Source organism: Neisseria brasiliensis (genome assembly GCF_009671065.1).
Classification (GTDB): domain Bacteria; phylum Pseudomonadota; class Gammaproteobacteria; order Burkholderiales; family Neisseriaceae; genus Neisseria; species Neisseria brasiliensis.
The window spans coordinates 1,048,748-1,065,064 of sequence record NZ_CP046027.1; the positions used below are offsets into that span (position 1 = coordinate 1,048,748).

A 16,317-nucleotide genomic window follows, 5' to 3' on the forward strand; every position below is an offset into this window, starting at 1 on the left:
ACCCGTTGCATTTATTTGTTATTTTATCTAACAAAGCCCCAGCCTTAAATTAAATCGGCTTTAAACGGCATCTTTATCATCTTACATCATAAAAATGCCGTTGCGACCGCCTTTTCAGACGGCCTCAAACAGCGAATGCCGTTATTTAGAACCGCATTTACCTTCGCCACATTTACCTTCAGCAGCTTTGGTTTGAGATGCGCTTGCACCACATTTGCCTTCGCCGCACTTGCCTTCGCCAGCTTTGGTTTGGGCAGCAGATGCACCGCATTTGCCTTCGCCACATTTACCTTCACCGGCCTTGGTTTTAGAGGCTTCGGCAGCAGCCGGTTTTGCTGAAGTTTTTTCAGTTGCCTGAGCACAAGCCACTAAAGACAAAGACAATGCGCTGGCCAAAGCAGCAGCAGTTTTTTTATTAATCATGTGTTTTCCTTTCCAAAAGAATGTATTAAATGTGAAGTAAAACGTTTTAAGTCCGTTTTGAGACTATAAATCTAACCAAGCAAGCTGCTTTTCAAACATCATCGGCGGTCAATTAAGGCATCCAAAGAAAAACGGCCTGCCCCTTGGAAAAGCAATGGCAATAACACCACTAGATAAATTAATGCCATTTTGTAGCCGCCTTCACCGACGTTGTAGCCTAATCCGGCATGTACTGCCGCCCAAGCGACTAGTGTCAAAACCATTAATCCGGCTGCGGCAAAGCGAGTCGCCAAACCAATAAGTAAAAGCAAAGGCAATATCAATTCGGCAAACATTGCTAATTGCCAGTTGATTTCCGGTGAGAGCCATAAAAAGGGTGGCGGAAATTTCTCGGCAATTTCGGCAAACCAGTTGTCACCACGCCATTTTTCTAAACCTGCTTCAAAAAATTCATACGCGGCAAACAGACGTAGCACCAGTAAACTGATTCCGGTCTGCCAAAAGGTGACTTCTTTCATGAATTATCCATTCCGTTTTAACTTGTTTAGTGAAGATTTAGACGAAACAGCATGATAAAACTGACAAATTTTTTCTAAATTATTTTAGTTTATTGTTTTTAAATTAAATTTAGTAGAAAATTTTTAATTAAAGGTTTTAGATTCATCGCAATCCAGCTGAGCTTGTTTTCAGACGGCCTGAGACCGCTGAAAATCCCAGATTGGAGTGCAGTTCGAAGTAAGAGCAGCGCATAACGAAGAAATATGCCAAAGATGGGGATGTTGCAAAGTCATCATCCTGTTTGATTGATTTAAAACTCACCCACAATCTCTAATATCGTTTCCCCATATTTCGCCAGCTTCTCTTCGTTTACCCCATGAATTTCTGCCAAATCTGCCATGGTTTGCGGTTGTTTCGCGGCAATGGCACGCAGGGTCACTTTGCTGAAAATTTGGTGAGGCTCGATGTCTTCAACGCGGGCGGTTTTATTGCACCATTCGAGCAATTCGCGCATAAGTTTGCGCGTGCTGACCGCCTCATCGTCTAACGAATCGGCGAAGGGATAACAGGCCGATAAGATGTCGGTGGCGTAGCGGCCGATTCTGACTTCTCCTAAACCGTGTATGCCTTGTAAGTCCAAATCGGTTTCAGGGGTGAGGCGGATCAGGTCAAGCAGGGTGTCGTCGCTTAAGATTTTGCTTAAGGCCACGCCTTCGGTTTGGGCTTGTTTGTTGCGCCATGCGGTGAGGGTTTGCCACATGATTTTGTCACGTTCGCTGGTCAGGCCGTCTGAAATGTTTTCGCTTGCACTTTCAGACGGCATATCTTGCCCATTAACGGCCGCTTGGCAGACTTCCAAGATTTCCAAGCCGAAACTGTTAATTTTGGCTTCGCCCAAGCCGTAGATTTCGTGTAATTCGGTTAGATTTTGCGGCAGCTTTTCCACGACATCGCGCAGGGTTTTGTCACCGCAGATAACATAAGCCGGCACTTCCGCCGCTTTGGCTTTTTCCATGCGCCATTTGCGCAGCGCCTGCCAGATGCGTTCTTCGCGCTCGGTACGCAGCCATTCTTCTTTCGGTTTCTGCGTAGCGGCTTTGTCGCGTTTGAGCGGGCGTAACCATACTTCGGCTTCGCCTTTTAATACTTTGCGGGCATCGTCGGTGAGCTGTAAAGATTGGAATTGCTGGGTATTGACGGTGAGATAACCCAAGCTGATGCATTGGCGGATGACGCTGCGCCATTCTTTGTCGGTTAGATTGTCGCCGATGCCGAATGTGGATAACTGATCATGCTGATTGCGTTGAATCCATTCGTCGCTTTTACCGCGCAACACGTTGGTAACGTATCCGGCCGCAAAGCGTTGGCCGACACGGTACACGCAGCTTAACAGTTTTTGAACCAACACCGTGCCGTCAAAACGGATCGGCGGATGCAGGCAGTTGTCGCAATGGCCGCATGGTTGCGAAGTTTCGCCGAAATGCCGCAGCAGCAATATGCGGCGGCACTCGGTGGTTTCGCACACCGACAGCATGGCATCGAGCTTTTGCATTTCGACTTGCTTTTGCGCTTCATCGCTGTTGCCTTCAGCTATGCGTTCGCGCAGCAACACCCAGTCATTCAAGCCGTAACACAACCAACTTGCGGCAGGCAGACCATCCCGCCCCGCGCGTCCGGATTCTTGGTAAAAATGCTCAATGCTTTGCGGCATATCGAGATGGGCGACAAAGCGCACATCGGGCTTATCAATTCCCATGCCGAAAGCCACCGTCGCCACCACAATCACATTATCTTCGCGAGTAAAACGGCGTTGATTGGCTTCGCGCACGTGCATGCTTAATCCGGCATGATAGGGGATAGCTTCTAAACCGTTGTCGCACAAAAACTGCGCCACATCTTCGACTTTTTTGCGGCTTAGGCAATACACAATGCCGCTTTGGCCGCTCATTTGCTTGTGGATAAAATCAAGCAGCTGCTTTTTGCCGTTGTTTTTTTCGATGACTTGGTAATAGATATTCGGGCGGTCGAAGCTGGCGATGTATTCGGGCGATTGCTCGAGCTGAAGATAATGCTTAATATCGGCGCGCGTAGCAGCATCGGCGGTGGCGGTTAAGGCGATACGCGGCACCTGTGGATAACGTTGCGCCAACATGCCGAGCTGCTGATATTCGGGTCGGAAATCATGCCCCCACTGGCTTACGCAATGGGCTTCATCAATGGCAAACAGGCTGATTTTTTGTTGATCGAGAAAACGCAGAAAACGGTCGGTAACCAAGCGTTCAGGGGCAACGTATAGCAGTTTCAGACGGCCTGCCGCCAATTTATCGGCGATTTCACGCGCTTCATCGCCACTGGTGCTACTGTTGACGCTGGCCGCTTCAATACCGGCCGCATGCAGGCTAGCTACTTGGTCGTTCATCAGCGCAATCAAAGGCGACACCACAATGGCCACGCCTTCGCGCATCAAGGCCGGAATCTGGTAGCACAACGATTTTCCGCCGCCGGTAGGCATCAGCACCATCAGGCTTTCACCTTGAGCCAAGGTATTGACCACTGCTTCCTGATTGCCGCGAAATTCGGGATAACCGAATACTTCGTGCAAAATTTGTCGGGCTGTGGGCTGGCTCATGATGCATCCGTTTGGCTGAAAAGCTTTATTTTAACGGTTTTATCCGCTGTGTGCATGGCTTAGTTTCCACACTTTAGGCCGTCTGAAGGTAAGGTTTGCAAAGCCGGTTTACTTCGCCTTGATTCTTCACGCATAATAGCAATGATTGATTTAAACACGAGGATAAACATGAATATGCAATGGTATCGCTTGGGTATGACCGCTTCTTTGGCATTGATTTTGGCTGCTTGTGCATCATCGGGTGGCTCAAGCAGTGGTAATTGGCAAAACATCGGCACCACGTCCAATGGCAATATTAAAGTCGCGGTGGATAAAAGCAGCATCAAGAAAAACGGCCAACTGGTGACATTTCGCGACCGTAAAGTGATTTCCAAACTCAGCGAAGAAAAATTCGTCAACACACCAGCATATAAAACCGCATTGGCCGATTGGGAAATGCATTGTGGCAATAAAACCTACCGCCTGACAGCTTTGCAATTGCTAAATGACCGTGGCCAAACAGTCACCAACCAACGCTACACCGCCACCAATTTACGCCCGATGAGCGTGATGAGCGGCTCGATTACTGAAAAACAATATGAACTAGTGTGCGGTAAAAAACTTTAATCCACAAAATTATCCACAAATTAAAAGGCCGTCTGAAAATATTATGTTTTCAGACGGCCTTTTCATAATTAGCTGATTTTTAAACTGTATCAGCGCAAACGTTTGCCCGTTTCACCATCAATAATTTGGCTGGGTGTTTTCTGACGACCGATTAAACCGCCGATAATCCACACTTTGCGACCAAATTGTCTTCTAACTTCACGCTCGGTTTTACAGGCGCGTTTTCCGGCACGGTTACACGATGTGGAAACCAAAGCTGTATTCAACGCATGGCACAATCGACGTGCACCGGCATGATCGGGCACGCGCACAGCCAATTTTTCCCTGCCTTTACCGCGCAATAATGGCAACACGCTTTTTTCAGACGGCAGTAAAAACGTTTTCGCTGCCGGCCAAGTTTGCTGCAATAAGGCTTGCATGTGTTCAGATGGCCTTTTAATCAAGAGTTGCAATTGGTCTAAATCGCTGCCAATCACAATCATGCCTTTATGCTGCGGCCTTTTTTTCAGATGAATCACCCGTTTTAATCCTTGCGCATGCTGTGGTAAACAGCCCAAACCGTAACAAGATTCGGTCGGATACGCCACCACACCGCCTGATTTCAAATGGGCGTTGAGTTTTCTTTGTTGGCTGGCAGATAAGATTCGGGAGAACGGTTTCATGATCTTTTCTAAAGAATACAGGCCGTCTGAATAATCAGACAGCCTGAGACCTTTATAAAATAAAATACAGATTAGCGGTTAATTGCCTTATCCGCAATGTCTTTGCGGTATTGCATGCCGTCGAAGCTGACTTTTTCCAAAGCTGCGTAAGCCTTGGCTTTGGCTGCCGCCACATCGTCACCCAAACCGACCACGCATAATACACGGCCGCCATTGGTCACGACTTGGTTTTGTTCATTCACCGATGTACCGGCATGGAACACTTTGCCGATTTGGTTGGCTTCGTCCAAACCAGAAATCACATCACCTTTTTTCGGCGTTTCCGGATAGTTTTCTGCTGCCAAAACCACACCGACAGCAGTTTGTGGATTCCATTCGGCGCTGACTTCATTTAATTTGCCATCAATCGCTGCTTCAACCAAACCAACCAAATCAGTATCCAAGCGGCTCATAATTGGTTGTGTTTCCGGATCACCAAAACGGCAGTTAAATTCAATGGTATAAGGTACACCGTTTTCATCAATCATCAAACCGGCGTATAAAAAGCCGCTAAACGGATGGCCTTCAGACTGCATGCCTTTTACAGTCGGCAAAATAATTTCATTCATAGCGCGTTCGTACACGGCTTGAGTGACCACCGGTGCCGGACTATATGCGCCCATCCCGCCGGTATTCGGGCCTTGGTCGTTATCCAGCAAGCGTTTGTGGTCTTGGCTGGTGGCCATTGGTAAGACGTTTTCACCATCCACCATCACGATAAAGCTGGCTTCCTCGCCTTGCAGAAAATCTTCAATCACCACGCGCGCGCCGGCATTACCCATTTTGTTGCCGAGCAGCATATCATCAATGGCAGCATGCGCTTCGTCTAAGGTGAGGGCAACAATTACACCTTTACCGGCAGCCAAACCATCAGCTTTAATCACAATCGGCGCGCCTTTTTGATTAATGTAATCATGCGCGGCTTCTGCGTTTTCAAAGGTTTGGTATTGTGCGGTCGGAATGCCGTATTTGGCCATGAATGCTTTGGCAAAGTCTTTGGAGCTTTCCAATTGCGCCGAATATTGGGTAGGGCCGAAAATTTTCAGGCCTTGGGCACGAAAATCATTCACTACACCTGCGGCCAATGGCGCTTCAGGGCCTACCACGGTAAATGCAATGTTTTCTTTATTACAGAAATCAATCAGATCAGCATGCGCGGTTAAAGCGATATTTTGCAGCTTCGGCTCAATCGCCGTGCCTGCATTACCGGGTGCCACAAATACGGTTTCTACGCGCTCGGATTGCGCCAACTTCCATGCCAATGCATGCTCGCGACCACCACTGCCAATAACCAGCAATTTCATGCTTTCTCCTTTAAAACATTGATTTCTGAATCAGATTAAAGCGAAATTATAGCCTATATTCACATACTTAAACAGCGTTAAATCACTATGGTTTTAAACTTAATTAAAACGTAAAATTTCAACAAAATAGGCCGTCTGAAATAAAATAGGCCGTCTGAAATCTTCAGACGGCGGGTTAAAATGCTTCTTCTAAATTAACTTCAATTTGTCGTGTGTGCTGCCATGCAGCCACGCAGGCTTCGTAACTCGCCAACGGCAGGCGAACGGTTAATTTACAATCTAATTGCAAATCTTGTTCGACGATATCGCCCTGATGCTGCTTGGCAATCCGAATTGCATCATTCAACACTGGATACTCGCAACGAATCCAAACCGTTTTTTCGATGTTTTTTTCAATGATTTCGGCAATGGCTAAGGCTTCGGCGGTTGAATTTTTATAAGCCTGAATCAAGCCTGGTACGCCCAATAATGTGCCGCCAAAATAGCGCACCACCACCACTAAAACATCAGTCAAGCCTGCTGAATCAATTTGACCGAGAATCGGCCGTCCTGCGCTGCCGGATGGTTCGCCATCATCATTGGCACGAAACTGCAAACCATCTACACCTAAGCGGTAAGCGTAACACCAATGCCGCGCTTTGTGATGCTCTTCACGCAAAGCGTCGACATATTGCTTAACCTGCGCCACGCTGTGTATCGGATAGGCATAGGCAATAAACCGACTGCCTTTGTCTTTGATTTCAGCCTGTACAGGTGTGGCAATGGTGGAATAAGTGGTGATAATCATGATCGCTCTGGAAAAATTTCAGACGGCCTTTTTATCAGGCCGTCTGAAAATGTTTCACGTGAAACGCTTTAGTTTTTCAATGCTTCGGTTAATTGCGGCACGATTTCAAACAAATCACCGACAATACCATAATCCGCCACATTAAAAATCGGCGCATCGGCATCTTTATTAATCGCCACAATCACTTTACTGTCTTGCATACCGGCAACGTGTTGAATCGCACCGGATACGCCAATCGCAATATACAGCTGAGGCGCAACCACTTTACCGGTTTGGCCTACTTGCAAATCATTCGGCGCATATTCGGCCTCAACTGCAGAGCGTGATGCACCAATCGCTGCACCCAATACATCTGCCAATGGGGTCAAAATTTGTTTGAAGTTTTCCGCGCTGCCCAATGCACGACCGCCGGTCACCACCACATTGGCTTGAGTCAGATCAGGACGATCGGATTGTGCCAAGTCGCGCTTCACAAAGCGGCTGATGTTTTGCGCTTCAAGCGCAGCAACTTTCACCACTTCTGCATTACCACCGGTAGTAGCAGCAGCTTCAAAAGCCGTAGCACGGAAAGTCAACACCAATTTTTCAGACGGCGTTTGTACCATTTCAAAAGCATTACCGGCATAAATCGGGCGCACAAACGTTTGGTTATCCACAATCTCCGTCAAATCCGAAATTTGCGGCACATCCAAAACCGCAGCCACACGTGGCAACAGGTTTTTACCGAATGCGGTGGCGGTAGCAGCAACATAGCGGTAATCAGCAGCCAATTTCACCACCAATGGCGTTAATTCTTCAGCCAAGCCTTCGGCATAATGTGCGGCTTCGGCAACCAATACCTTAGCCACACCGGCTACTTGCTTGGCTTCTTCGGCCACTGCGGCAACACCGTTACCCGCCACCAATACGTGAACTTCGCCTAATTTTTCAGCTGCTTTAACCGCGTGCAGGGTAGCGGGATTCAAATGCTGGTTGTTGTGTTCAGCAATCACTAATACGCTCATCGTTCCGCTCCCTTAAATCACTTTAGCTTCGTTTTTCAATTTTTCGACCAATTCGGCCACACTGGCAACTTTGACACCGGCTTGACGTGCTTTAGGCTCTAATACTTTCACCACATTCACGCGCGCGGCAGTCTCCACACCCAAATCGGCCAAAGCGACTTTTTCCAGCGGCTTTTTCTTGGCCGCCATAATATTAGGTAATTTCACAAAGCGCGGCTCATTCAAACGTAAATCGGCGCTGATCACTGCAGGCAGGTTCAATGCAATCACTTCTTCACCGCCATCAATTTCGCGGGTCACAATGACTTCGTTGTCATTTAATTCCACTTTAGAAGCGAATGTTGCTTGCGGCGCATTCAACAAAGCAGCCAGCATTTGCGCGGTTTGATTGGCATCGTCGTCAATCGCCTGTTTACCCAGCAACACAATTTTCGGGTTTTCTTTATCGGCAACGGCTTTCAGCAATTTGGCCACAGCCAAAGGCTCGAGTTTGGTATCGGCTTCGATGTGAATGGCTCGGTCTGCGCCCATTGCCAAGGCCGTGCGTAATGTGTCTTCGCTTTTTTTTTCACCGATAGACACAGCCACAATCTCGTTGACCTTACCGGCTTCTTTCAAGCGCACGGCTTCTTCTACGGCAATTTCATCAAACGGGTTCATCGACATTTTCACGTTGCCGATATCCACATCCGAACCATCCGCCTTCACACGGACTTTCACGTTGTAATCGACCACGCGTTTTACTGCGACCAATGCTTTCATTCCATACTCCTAAACAGGAATTTCAAAAATAATTTCGATTCAGCCGATTCAATCATCAGCTTAGTGATTTGATAGTATTACGTTTCAGACGGCCTGATGATTATTTTTAGCAGCCACGCATTCCATCAATGCATTGTAAACTTCTTCCACCGCCGGGATTTGCGCCACATTACCCAAATTCTGTGCCCACAGCGACACTTGCACACCGGTTTTCAACGGATCGGTATCGGTATAAATACCAACCACCGGCTTATCCAATGCATTGGACAAGTGCAATAAACCGGTATCCACGCCTATCACGCCAACAGCCTTATCCAATAAATCCGCTGCCTGCAATAAATTCATTTTGTCGCACACAATGGCAAACGGCAGATCAGCAGCGATGTGTTCGGCGCGTGTTTTTTCGGTGGCATTACCCCAAGGCAGATACACTTTGGCATTTTGCTCGGCGTGTAATTTTTGCAATAAGGCTACCCAGTTTTCAGACGGCCACAATTTGCTGTCACGGCTGGTGGCATGCAGCACCACATAATAAGGCGTTTCTAAATTGTTCAGACGGCCTGCTTCAGGCACTTCTAACCCAAAAGATTGCTGCGCCGGCATGGTATAGCCGAATACTTGCGCAAACAATGCGCGATTGCACCAAACCGCATTTCTGCCTTTTTCCACCGCAAACTTCTGCTGATAAAAGTGCGCCGCCCAGCTTTCACGCGCACTGTGCTGATCCAAACCATAAATCGGCGCTTTCGCCATTTTGGCAAATAAAGCACTTTTCATCAGCCCTTGGCTGTCCAGCACAAAATCAAATTGTTCTTGTTGCAAAGCCGTTTTCAGACGGCCTATTTCATGCCATGTTTCTGCTTGGGTCAGGTTTTTACGCCATTGTCGCCACTTCATGGTATGCACTTTTTTAACAAACGGGTGCAATCGGGCAATATCGGCGAAACCGGCTTCACTCAACCAATGCAATTCCACATCCGGACGTTGTTGCGCCAAATCTTGTACAGCAGGCAAGGTGTGAATCAAATCGCCCATACTGGACAAACGGACAAGCAGAATTTTCATAAGCGGTGATGTTTCACGTGAAACAATTATAACTATTTGATTTTAAATAAATATTTATTATTTAGCTAAATCGCTGCCATATTAAAACATGTGAAACACTATTTAACATGCAGTTTAGCGGCAAAATAAACCCGAGTATTATATCAAATCCATGCCCGATTTGGGGCTTATTGCTGTGATATGATACGGTTTTTCTCTCCTTGCCGACCATGTCTTACACCATTGAAACCATTGCCCGCGTGCATTCTCCCTACAAACAAAAATTCGGCGTGGCGCGTCAGCCAGGCTTGGTGCCGGCAGCGGAAGTATGCATTGAGTTAAACCCTGAATTCAATGCCGACAGCGTGCGCGGTTTGGAGGATTTCGGCTATATCTGGATCAGCTTTATTTTTCATGGCGTGTTAGGAGAAGGTTGGTCGCCGTTGGTACGGCCGCCACGTTTGGGCGGCAAACAGAAAATGGGCGTATTTGCCACACGCAGCCCACACCGCCCCAATCATCTCGGTTTGTCGCTACTCAAACTCGAACGCATTGAAACCGACAAAACCGTGAAACTCTATTGCAGCGGCGCGGATTTGCTCGACGGCACACCGGTCATCGACATCAAACCCTATATTCCGTTTGTCGAAGCCAAACCTGATGCGGCCAGCGGCTTTGTCACCGGCAAACCGCAAGAGTTGGCTGTCGTGTGGCAAAACGAACCGTTGCAAACCACTTTATCCACTAAAGAGCGTGATGTGATTGCACAAAGTATTGCCCAAGACCCGCGCCCGGCCTATCAAAACATTCCCGAGCGCGTGTATGTGATGAACATTTTAGATTACGAAGTGAAATTTCAAATTCAAGCGCAAACCGCCACCATTATTGATGTGGCCTTATATCAAGCATAACTATGTGATAAACAAAAAAGCCGAGGCCTTTGCAAAACTCCTTCAAATGCCGGAAGGCACAAAACCGCCGTCATTCCCGCGCAGGCGGGAATCCATTCTTGAGTACGACAACCTATTGAATAGAAAAGGTTTCTTAAATGCTAAAATGGATTCCCGCCTGCGCGGGAATGACGGCGGTTTTGGTTTTTATTGGTGGTTTATGCGGTTTTATAAAAGTCTCAGGCCGTCTGAAAACTATGAACTGTCCCCCAATTCTTGGACAAGTTAATAATCTTTCTCAAACAGCCTGTTCAAGCTGGGTTCTGTAAGCCACAGGACTCAGCTTTTTTAAATTCAAACTAGGGCGTGTCCCTAATTTGAATAAGCCCAAAAGAGCCCTATTTTAACCCTATATTCCAACGAAATATAGGCAAACACAAACAATGGCGAGAACCGCAATAACTGACAACATATGGGAACAATTACAAACAACCATGAAAGCGCACGGCTGTCATCAATGGAAGAACGACCGTACCGTGATGGAAGCCATACTATGGAAGCTAAGAACAGGTGCACCATGGCGAGACATACCTATTGAGCTAGGGTCATGGAAAACCGCTTATAACCGCTTTAACCGATGGTCTAAAAAAGGCTTGTGGCAGAATTTTTTTTTGATCTACGAAAAGAAATTGACAAAGAATGGGTATTCATCGACGGAAGTTATGTACGGTGTCATCAACATGCAAGTGGAGCTCGGCGTGGTTTCGATAGAGCAATTGGACAAAGCCGTGGCGGAAACACGACAAAAATACACCTATGTGTGGACTCGCATGGAAATCCGCTCGATTTTAAAGTCACTGGGGGTAACGTGCACGACAGTCAAGTTGCAAACGACTTGATAGAAGTCATACAAGAAGCCCAGTATTTTATCGCTGACAAAGGGTATGACTCGCAAGAAATCAGAGATAAAGCGATAGAACACGGTATGAAAGCTATTATACCAAAGCGTAAAAATGCCAAGAAACCTAACCCTGATTTTGATAGCTACCTTTATAAATTACGCCACTTAGTCGAGAATGCATTTGCACGATTAAAGCAGTTTCGTAGTATTGCTACTCGCTATGAGAAATTAGCTCGTAATTTTAAATCGATGCTTTACTTGGCTTGCTCTATTATTCATGCTAAGTTAAATTGAGGACACGCCCTAATACGTTCATGATTATAGTAATGTATATAATCATCTATCACTTTGGTCAATTCTGCCACCGATAACACACCTTCCTGATAGAAGCTTTCCACTTTTAATGTCCCGAAGAAACTCTCCATCGGTGCGTTATCCCAGCCATTCCCTTTGCGCGACATGCTTTGCACAATGCCCTTCTCGGCCAGCTTTTCCCGATAAGCCTGAGTTCAGTAAAGCACACCTTGGTCGGAATGCAGCAGCGGGGTCTGCCCTTTCAGACGGCCGAATGCCTTATCCAGCATCTGCATGACCATCTTGCTGTCCGGCTTTCTACTGAGCTCATAAGCCACTATCTCACGGTTAAATACATCCAATATCGGCGATAAGTACAGTTTGCCGTCGGTGCATTTAAACTCGGTCACATCGGTCAACCATTTAGCTCCTGCTTTATCGGCAGTGAATGCACGCTTAAGGATGTTTTTCGAGGTCTCGCCTATGACCTGTGGACGATAGGCTTTTTTGTTGCGCACTTTGGCTTTTAGCCCCAATAGTCTCATAATACGTTGCACTTTCTTTTTATTCCACGACAATACGGCACCAATCCGCCGTTGGCCGTAGCGGCCTTTGTGTTGGTGATAGACTTCACTCACCGCTGCTTTGGCTTCTATATCGGGATCAGGTCTGCCGATGTGGTAGTAGAAACTGCTTTTGGGTATGCCGGCACTGTGCAACAGGTATTTCAGCGGGTGCTTCGCCCTCAGCGTTTGAACGGTTTCGCAGCGTTGGCGGCGTTCTTTTCGTTGAGGGCTTTCATGTGCTTTAGGTAGTCGTTCTCCGCCCTCATGTAGCGTAATTCTTCAATCAGCTCTGCCTGAGTTTTTTCATGGTCGGGTTTGTCGACGATAAAGGGATTCTTGCGTTTGGTCTGCATAGTCTTCATAAGCGTAGCCTGTGGGTGTTGAAGTGCGGTTATACCGCCTTGGCGGTAGGCGGCAATCCAACGGCGCAGATGTGTGCGTGAGACGTTGAAATGGTCTGCGGTGCGCTGTTGGCTGTGCACTTGATGGTAATGGAGTACGGCTCGGTATTTGAAGTCTAGTGTATATTTGGACATAAGAAAACTGCACCTTTTTAAAGTTGGGGGAAAGTGTCCAACTTTTGGGGTGCAGTTCACTTGTTTTCAGACAGCCTTTTTATAAATTTAAATCAATCAGATCTTATCGGCAAAGTATGCCAAAGTGCGCACCAATTGGCAGGTATAAGACATTTCATTGTCGTACCAAGCCACGGTTTTCACCAATTGTTTGTCGCCAACGGTCATCACGCGGGTTTGGGTTGCGTCAAACAATGAGCCGAATTCAATGCCCACCACATCAGAAGACACGATTTCGTCTTCAGTGTAACCGTAAGACTCGCTTGCAGCAGCTTTCATGGCAGCGTTGACTTCTTCTTTGGTCACTTGGCGTTCCAATACGATGACCAATTCAGTCAGCGAGCCGGTGGCTACCGGTACGCGCTGGGCAGAACCGTCCAATTTACCGTTCAATTCCGGAATTACCAAGCCGATGGCTTTGGCTGCGCCGGTGCTGTTTGGCACGATGTTGATGGCAGCGGCGCGGGCGCGGCGTTTGTCGCCTTTGCGGTGCGGTGCATCCAAAGTATTTTGGTCGCCGGTGTACGCGTGGATGGTGGTCATCAAACCTTCTACCACACCAAATTCTTTTTGCAACACGGCAGCCATCGGCGCCAAGCAGTTGGTGGTGCACGAAGCGGCAGAAATCACGGTTTCGCTGCCGTCCAATACAGATTCGTTCACACCGAATACCACGGTTTTCACATCGTTGCCGCCCGGTGCAGAAATCACCACTTTACGTGCGCCGGCACGGATGTGTGCTTGGCATTTTTCATTGCTGGTGAAGAAACCGGTACATTCCAATACCACATCTACCCCCAATTCACCCCAAGGTAATTCTTCAGGATTCGGGTTGGCAAATACTTTAATTTCTTTGCCGTTAACCACGATTGCATCGTCTTTCAATTCGGCAGTACCTTGGAAACGGCCTTGGGTGCTGTCGTATTTGAACAGGTGCAACAACATATCGGCAGGGGTCAAGTCGTTCACCGCGACAACTTCAATACCTTCGGCTTTCACAATTTGACGTAACGCCAAGCGGCCAATGCGGCCGAAACCATTAATCGCAACTTTAATGCTCATGTGTGTACTCCTACATAAAAAGGGGAAAATTTTCGATGGCTTGATTGTATCGTGAAATAAAACTACTACCTACGATTACATTTCACTACTTCAAAAATGTTTGATTTAAATAAATAAACAGTCAAATAAGGCCGTCTGAAAGAAACCTTGTTGGTAAAACAAAACATAAAAGAGGATACACCACTATAATTCAAAATTTATTAAAATAAAAAGATGATTTTGATGATAGTTTGATTGTAGTGTGGATAAGTAAATAAATCAATGTAAAAACAAAATGATAGATTATCTATTATGCTGGGTTTAACCTTCGCTGAAACTGCATCACAAAATGGGATAAACTATCTGCTTCTTTTTTAATCTGTGGATAAGTGCATCTTTCTCCACCGATTACCCACTATTTTTCAGACGGCCTATTGCGTTTTAATGAAATCATAAGTAAATACTATTAAAAATGATGGCTGATTGATTCATTTTTATCGTATTATCAAATTATTCATTATTGGAGAGCCATTATGTTACAAAGAACGCTTGCCAAATCCATCAGCGTCACCGGCGTCGGCCTGCATTCGGGCGAACGCGTTGCGCTGACCTTGCATCCCGCACCGGAAAACAGCGGCATTTCCTTTCGCCGCACCGATTTGAGCGGCGAGCAGGGCGAAATCATCAAACTCACGCCTTACTTAATCAACGATACTCGCTTGTCGTCCACCGTGGTGACCGAAAACGGCGTGCGCGTCGGTACCATCGAACACATTATGTCTGCCTTATCCGCCTACGGTGTGGATAACGCCTTAATCGAGCTCAACGCGCCGGAAATCCCGATTATGGACGGCTCCAGCCTGCCGTTTATCTATCTATTGCAGGATGCCGGCATTGTTGATCAAAAAGCGCAAAAACGTTTCCTGCGAATTTTGAAGCCCGTAGAAGTCAAAGAAACCGGCAAATGGGTGCGCTTCACCCCTTACGAGGGCTTTAAAGTGACCTTGACCATCGAATTCGACCATCCCGTGTTCAACCGCAGCGCGCCGACTTTTGAAATCGATTTTGCCGGCAAATCATATGTGGACGAAATTGCCCGCGCCCGCACTTTCGGCTTTATGCAGGAAGTTGAGCTCATGCGCGCCCACAACCTCGGCTTGGGCGGCAACCTGACCAACGCCATCGTGATTGATGATGTGGATATCTTGAATCCGGAAGGTTTGCGCTACCCCGATGAATTCGTGCGCCACAAAATTCTCGATGCCATCGGCGATTTATACATCGTCGGCCACCCGATTATCGGCGCATTCGAAGGCTACAAATCCGGCCACGCCATCAACAACGCCTTACTGCGTGCGATTTTGGCCGATGAAAGCAATTATGAGTGGGTAGAATTCAGCCACGAGGACGATTTACCAAGCGCGTTTCACGAATTGCCGAGCGCGGCTTAACGCTGAACACTTATCCACAAAAATGCCGTCTGAACATTTCAGACGGCATTTTGTTTAAGCCACACCCATAAAGGAAACAAAGATAGGCGCCAACGCACCCAAAAACAGAATGATTAACCACAACAGCAAATTATCTGCCACATAGCGCAGCAGTGCAAAATACGCCCACGCATACACAAATAAAATAGCCGCCGCAAACAGGGTGCCAAATATAGTGCCTCCAGCAAACCCAGCTGAAACCCATTGAGATAAATATATAGACTCTGTGAGATAAATGGGATGAGGCGGGCTGAAATGGGTTTTGGTGGGATTGGATTTGTGAAATAGTGTTGCACAGGGTGTAATGAAAATAAACGGGCAGATTTTGCCCGTTTTTGCTTCCTAAGCCCCTTGCTTTTTTAGAGACCTGCTTTGAGTGATTCGAGCGCGATATCGATGATTCTTTTATCGGCTCCGTTTTGGAGTTGGCCGCTGCCGTTGATGGGGAGGTATGGTCTGGCTGGGATGGTGACTTTTCTGCCGCGTCCGGCTTGGCCGCCGAGATGGTGGATGGCGGCATAGGGTTTGTTGCTGCCGATACGAGTGAAGTCGTTGCCGACTTGGGTGGAAATACTGGCGGCAAGTTGGCCGGTCAGTTGCAGGGTTTTGCCGCCTTGCGCTGCGCGTTTGCTTTGTGGCCATTTATCGCCGCCGAAACTCTCATTCTCGAAGTTTTCTTCCGTGAGTGAGGTCATTTCGGTGGCCACGGCTCTCATCATTTTACGTGAGTGGCCTAGATTGGTTAACAGCTGGCTCAAGCTGCGGTCTACTGATTTTGAGTCTAGGTTGATTTCAATCATGG

General features: G+C 47.3%; 19 protein-coding genes and 1 pseudogene. 5 read left to right on the forward strand and 15 right to left on the reverse strand.

Annotation, left to right across the window (positions count from 1 at the left end; all coding sequences use genetic code 11):
* Window positions 1–141 precede the first annotated feature (141 nt).
* The 4 genes and pseudogenes from GJV52_RS05265 to recQ form a co-directional block, all read right to left on the reverse strand.
* Window positions 142–420, reverse strand: a complete 279-nt coding sequence (locus tag GJV52_RS05265; protein ID WP_195690080.1) for an HvfA family oxazolone/thioamide-modified RiPP metallophore — start codon at window positions 418–420, stop codon at window positions 142–144.
* Between the two features lie 101 nt (window positions 421–521).
* Window positions 522–941 (reverse strand): HvfX family Cu-binding RiPP maturation protein, encoded by a 420-nt coding sequence (locus GJV52_RS05270; protein WP_100563708.1) that lies wholly within the window; start codon window positions 939–941, stop codon window positions 522–524.
* Between the two features lie 290 nt (window positions 942–1,231).
* A complete protein-coding gene (locus tag GJV52_RS13515; protein ID WP_369832063.1) occupies window positions 1,232–1,744 on the reverse strand; it encodes an HRDC domain-containing protein in 513 nt (170 codons plus the stop codon).
* A gap of 14 nt (window positions 1,745–1,758) precedes the next feature.
* Window positions 1,759–3,550: pseudogene (recQ, locus tag GJV52_RS05275) on the reverse strand (DNA helicase RecQ); the annotation flags it as partial.
* Window positions 3,551–3,718: 168 nt separating this feature from the next.
* Between recQ and GJV52_RS05280 the strand changes: the two are divergent.
* Window positions 3,719–4,156 carry a surface-adhesin E family protein gene (locus GJV52_RS05280; protein ID WP_100563712.1) on the forward strand — a complete coding sequence of 146 codons (438 nt, stop codon included), beginning with the start codon at window positions 3,719–3,721 and terminating at the stop codon, window positions 4,154–4,156.
* 89 nt (window positions 4,157–4,245) lie between these two features.
* On the opposite strand, the gene GJV52_RS05285 is transcribed toward GJV52_RS05280, so the two are convergent.
* The 6 genes from GJV52_RS05285 to waaC form a co-directional block, all read right to left on the reverse strand.
* A complete protein-coding gene (locus GJV52_RS05285) occupies window positions 4,246–4,818 on the reverse strand; it encodes an L-threonylcarbamoyladenylate synthase (RefSeq protein ID WP_095503625.1) in 573 nt (190 codons plus the stop codon).
* A gap of 71 nt (window positions 4,819–4,889) precedes the next feature.
* Window positions 4,890–6,161, reverse strand: a complete 1,272-nt coding sequence (gene purD, locus GJV52_RS05290) for a phosphoribosylamine--glycine ligase (RefSeq protein WP_095503624.1) — start codon at window positions 6,159–6,161, stop codon at window positions 4,890–4,892.
* Window positions 6,162–6,336: 175 nt separating this feature from the next.
* Window positions 6,337–6,945 (reverse strand): IMPACT family protein, encoded by a 609-nt coding sequence (locus tag GJV52_RS05295; RefSeq protein WP_100563727.1) that lies wholly within the window; start codon window positions 6,943–6,945, stop codon window positions 6,337–6,339.
* Between the two features lie 71 nt (window positions 6,946–7,016).
* The gene (locus GJV52_RS05300; RefSeq protein ID WP_095503623.1) at window positions 7,017–7,952 is read right to left on the reverse strand and encodes an electron transfer flavoprotein subunit alpha/FixB family protein; all 936 of its coding nucleotides are present in this window, start codon (window positions 7,950–7,952) and stop codon (window positions 7,017–7,019) included.
* A 12-nt stretch (window positions 7,953–7,964) separates the two neighbouring features.
* Window positions 7,965–8,714 carry an electron transfer flavoprotein subunit beta/FixA family protein gene (locus GJV52_RS05305; RefSeq protein WP_100563714.1) on the reverse strand — a complete coding sequence of 250 codons (750 nt, stop codon included), beginning with the start codon at window positions 8,712–8,714 and terminating at the stop codon, window positions 7,965–7,967.
* 84 nt (window positions 8,715–8,798) lie between these two features.
* A complete protein-coding gene (waaC, locus tag GJV52_RS05310; RefSeq protein ID WP_100563716.1) occupies window positions 8,799–9,779 on the reverse strand; it encodes a lipopolysaccharide heptosyltransferase I in 981 nt (326 codons plus the stop codon).
* Between the two features lie 209 nt (window positions 9,780–9,988).
* Between waaC and tsaA the strand changes: the two genes are divergently transcribed.
* The 3 genes from tsaA to GJV52_RS05325 all read left to right on the forward strand — a co-directional run bounded on the left by tsaA (window position 9,989) and on the right by GJV52_RS05325 (window position 11,843).
* Window positions 9,989–10,669: a tRNA (N6-threonylcarbamoyladenosine(37)-N6)-methyltransferase TrmO gene (gene tsaA, locus GJV52_RS05315; protein ID WP_095503620.1), complete on the forward strand. Its 681-nt coding sequence runs from the start codon at window positions 9,989–9,991 to the stop codon at window positions 10,667–10,669.
* Between the two features lie 4 nt (window positions 10,670–10,673).
* Window positions 10,674–10,937, forward strand: coding sequence for a hypothetical protein (locus GJV52_RS05320; RefSeq protein WP_157798116.1), 264 nt, complete (start codon window positions 10,674–10,676; stop codon window positions 10,935–10,937).
* Window positions 10,938–11,091: 154 nt separating this feature from the next.
* A protein-coding gene (locus GJV52_RS05325) for an IS5-like element IS1301 family transposase (RefSeq protein ID WP_096121706.1) occupies window positions 11,092–11,843 on the forward strand; the annotation gives its coding sequence in 2 pieces (ribosomal slippage) (window positions 11,092–11,311 and window positions 11,311–11,843; 753 coding nt in all).
* On the opposite strand, the gene GJV52_RS13520 is transcribed toward GJV52_RS05325, so the two are convergent.
* From GJV52_RS13520 to gap, 4 genes are all read right to left on the reverse strand, one after another.
* Window positions 11,825–12,010, reverse strand: coding sequence for an IS3 family transposase (locus GJV52_RS13520; RefSeq protein WP_154212866.1), 186 nt, complete (start codon window positions 12,008–12,010; stop codon window positions 11,825–11,827). The two genes, GJV52_RS05325 and GJV52_RS13520, sit on opposite strands and share 19 nt — an antisense overlap.
* A 48-nt stretch (window positions 12,011–12,058) precedes the next feature.
* On the reverse strand, window positions 12,059–12,685 hold the full coding sequence (locus GJV52_RS05335; RefSeq protein WP_154212867.1) for an IS3 family transposase: 627 nt from the start codon (window positions 12,683–12,685) through the stop codon (window positions 12,059–12,061).
* Window positions 12,589–12,945 (reverse strand): helix-turn-helix domain-containing protein, encoded by a 357-nt coding sequence (locus GJV52_RS05340; protein WP_095503833.1) that lies wholly within the window; start codon window positions 12,943–12,945, stop codon window positions 12,589–12,591. Before GJV52_RS05340 ends, GJV52_RS05335 begins: the two co-directional genes overlap by 97 nt.
* 96 nt (window positions 12,946–13,041) lie before the next feature.
* Window positions 13,042–14,046, reverse strand: coding sequence for a type I glyceraldehyde-3-phosphate dehydrogenase (gap, locus tag GJV52_RS05345; protein ID WP_100563448.1), 1,005 nt, complete (start codon window positions 14,044–14,046; stop codon window positions 13,042–13,044).
* A 512-nt stretch (window positions 14,047–14,558) separates the two neighbouring features.
* On the opposite strand from gap, the gene lpxC reads away from it, so the two are divergent.
* Window positions 14,559–15,476: a UDP-3-O-acyl-N-acetylglucosamine deacetylase gene (gene lpxC, locus GJV52_RS05350; RefSeq protein ID WP_100563450.1), complete on the forward strand. Its 918-nt coding sequence runs from the start codon at window positions 14,559–14,561 to the stop codon at window positions 15,474–15,476.
* Window positions 15,477–15,874: 398 nt separating this feature from the next.
* Here the strand turns inward: lpxC and GJV52_RS05355 are convergent, their stop codons facing one another.
* On the reverse strand, window positions 15,875–16,315 hold the full coding sequence (locus GJV52_RS05355; RefSeq protein WP_100563452.1) for a phage virion morphogenesis protein: 441 nt from the start codon (window positions 16,313–16,315) through the stop codon (window positions 15,875–15,877).
* Between the last annotated feature and the right edge of the window lie 2 nt (window positions 16,316–16,317).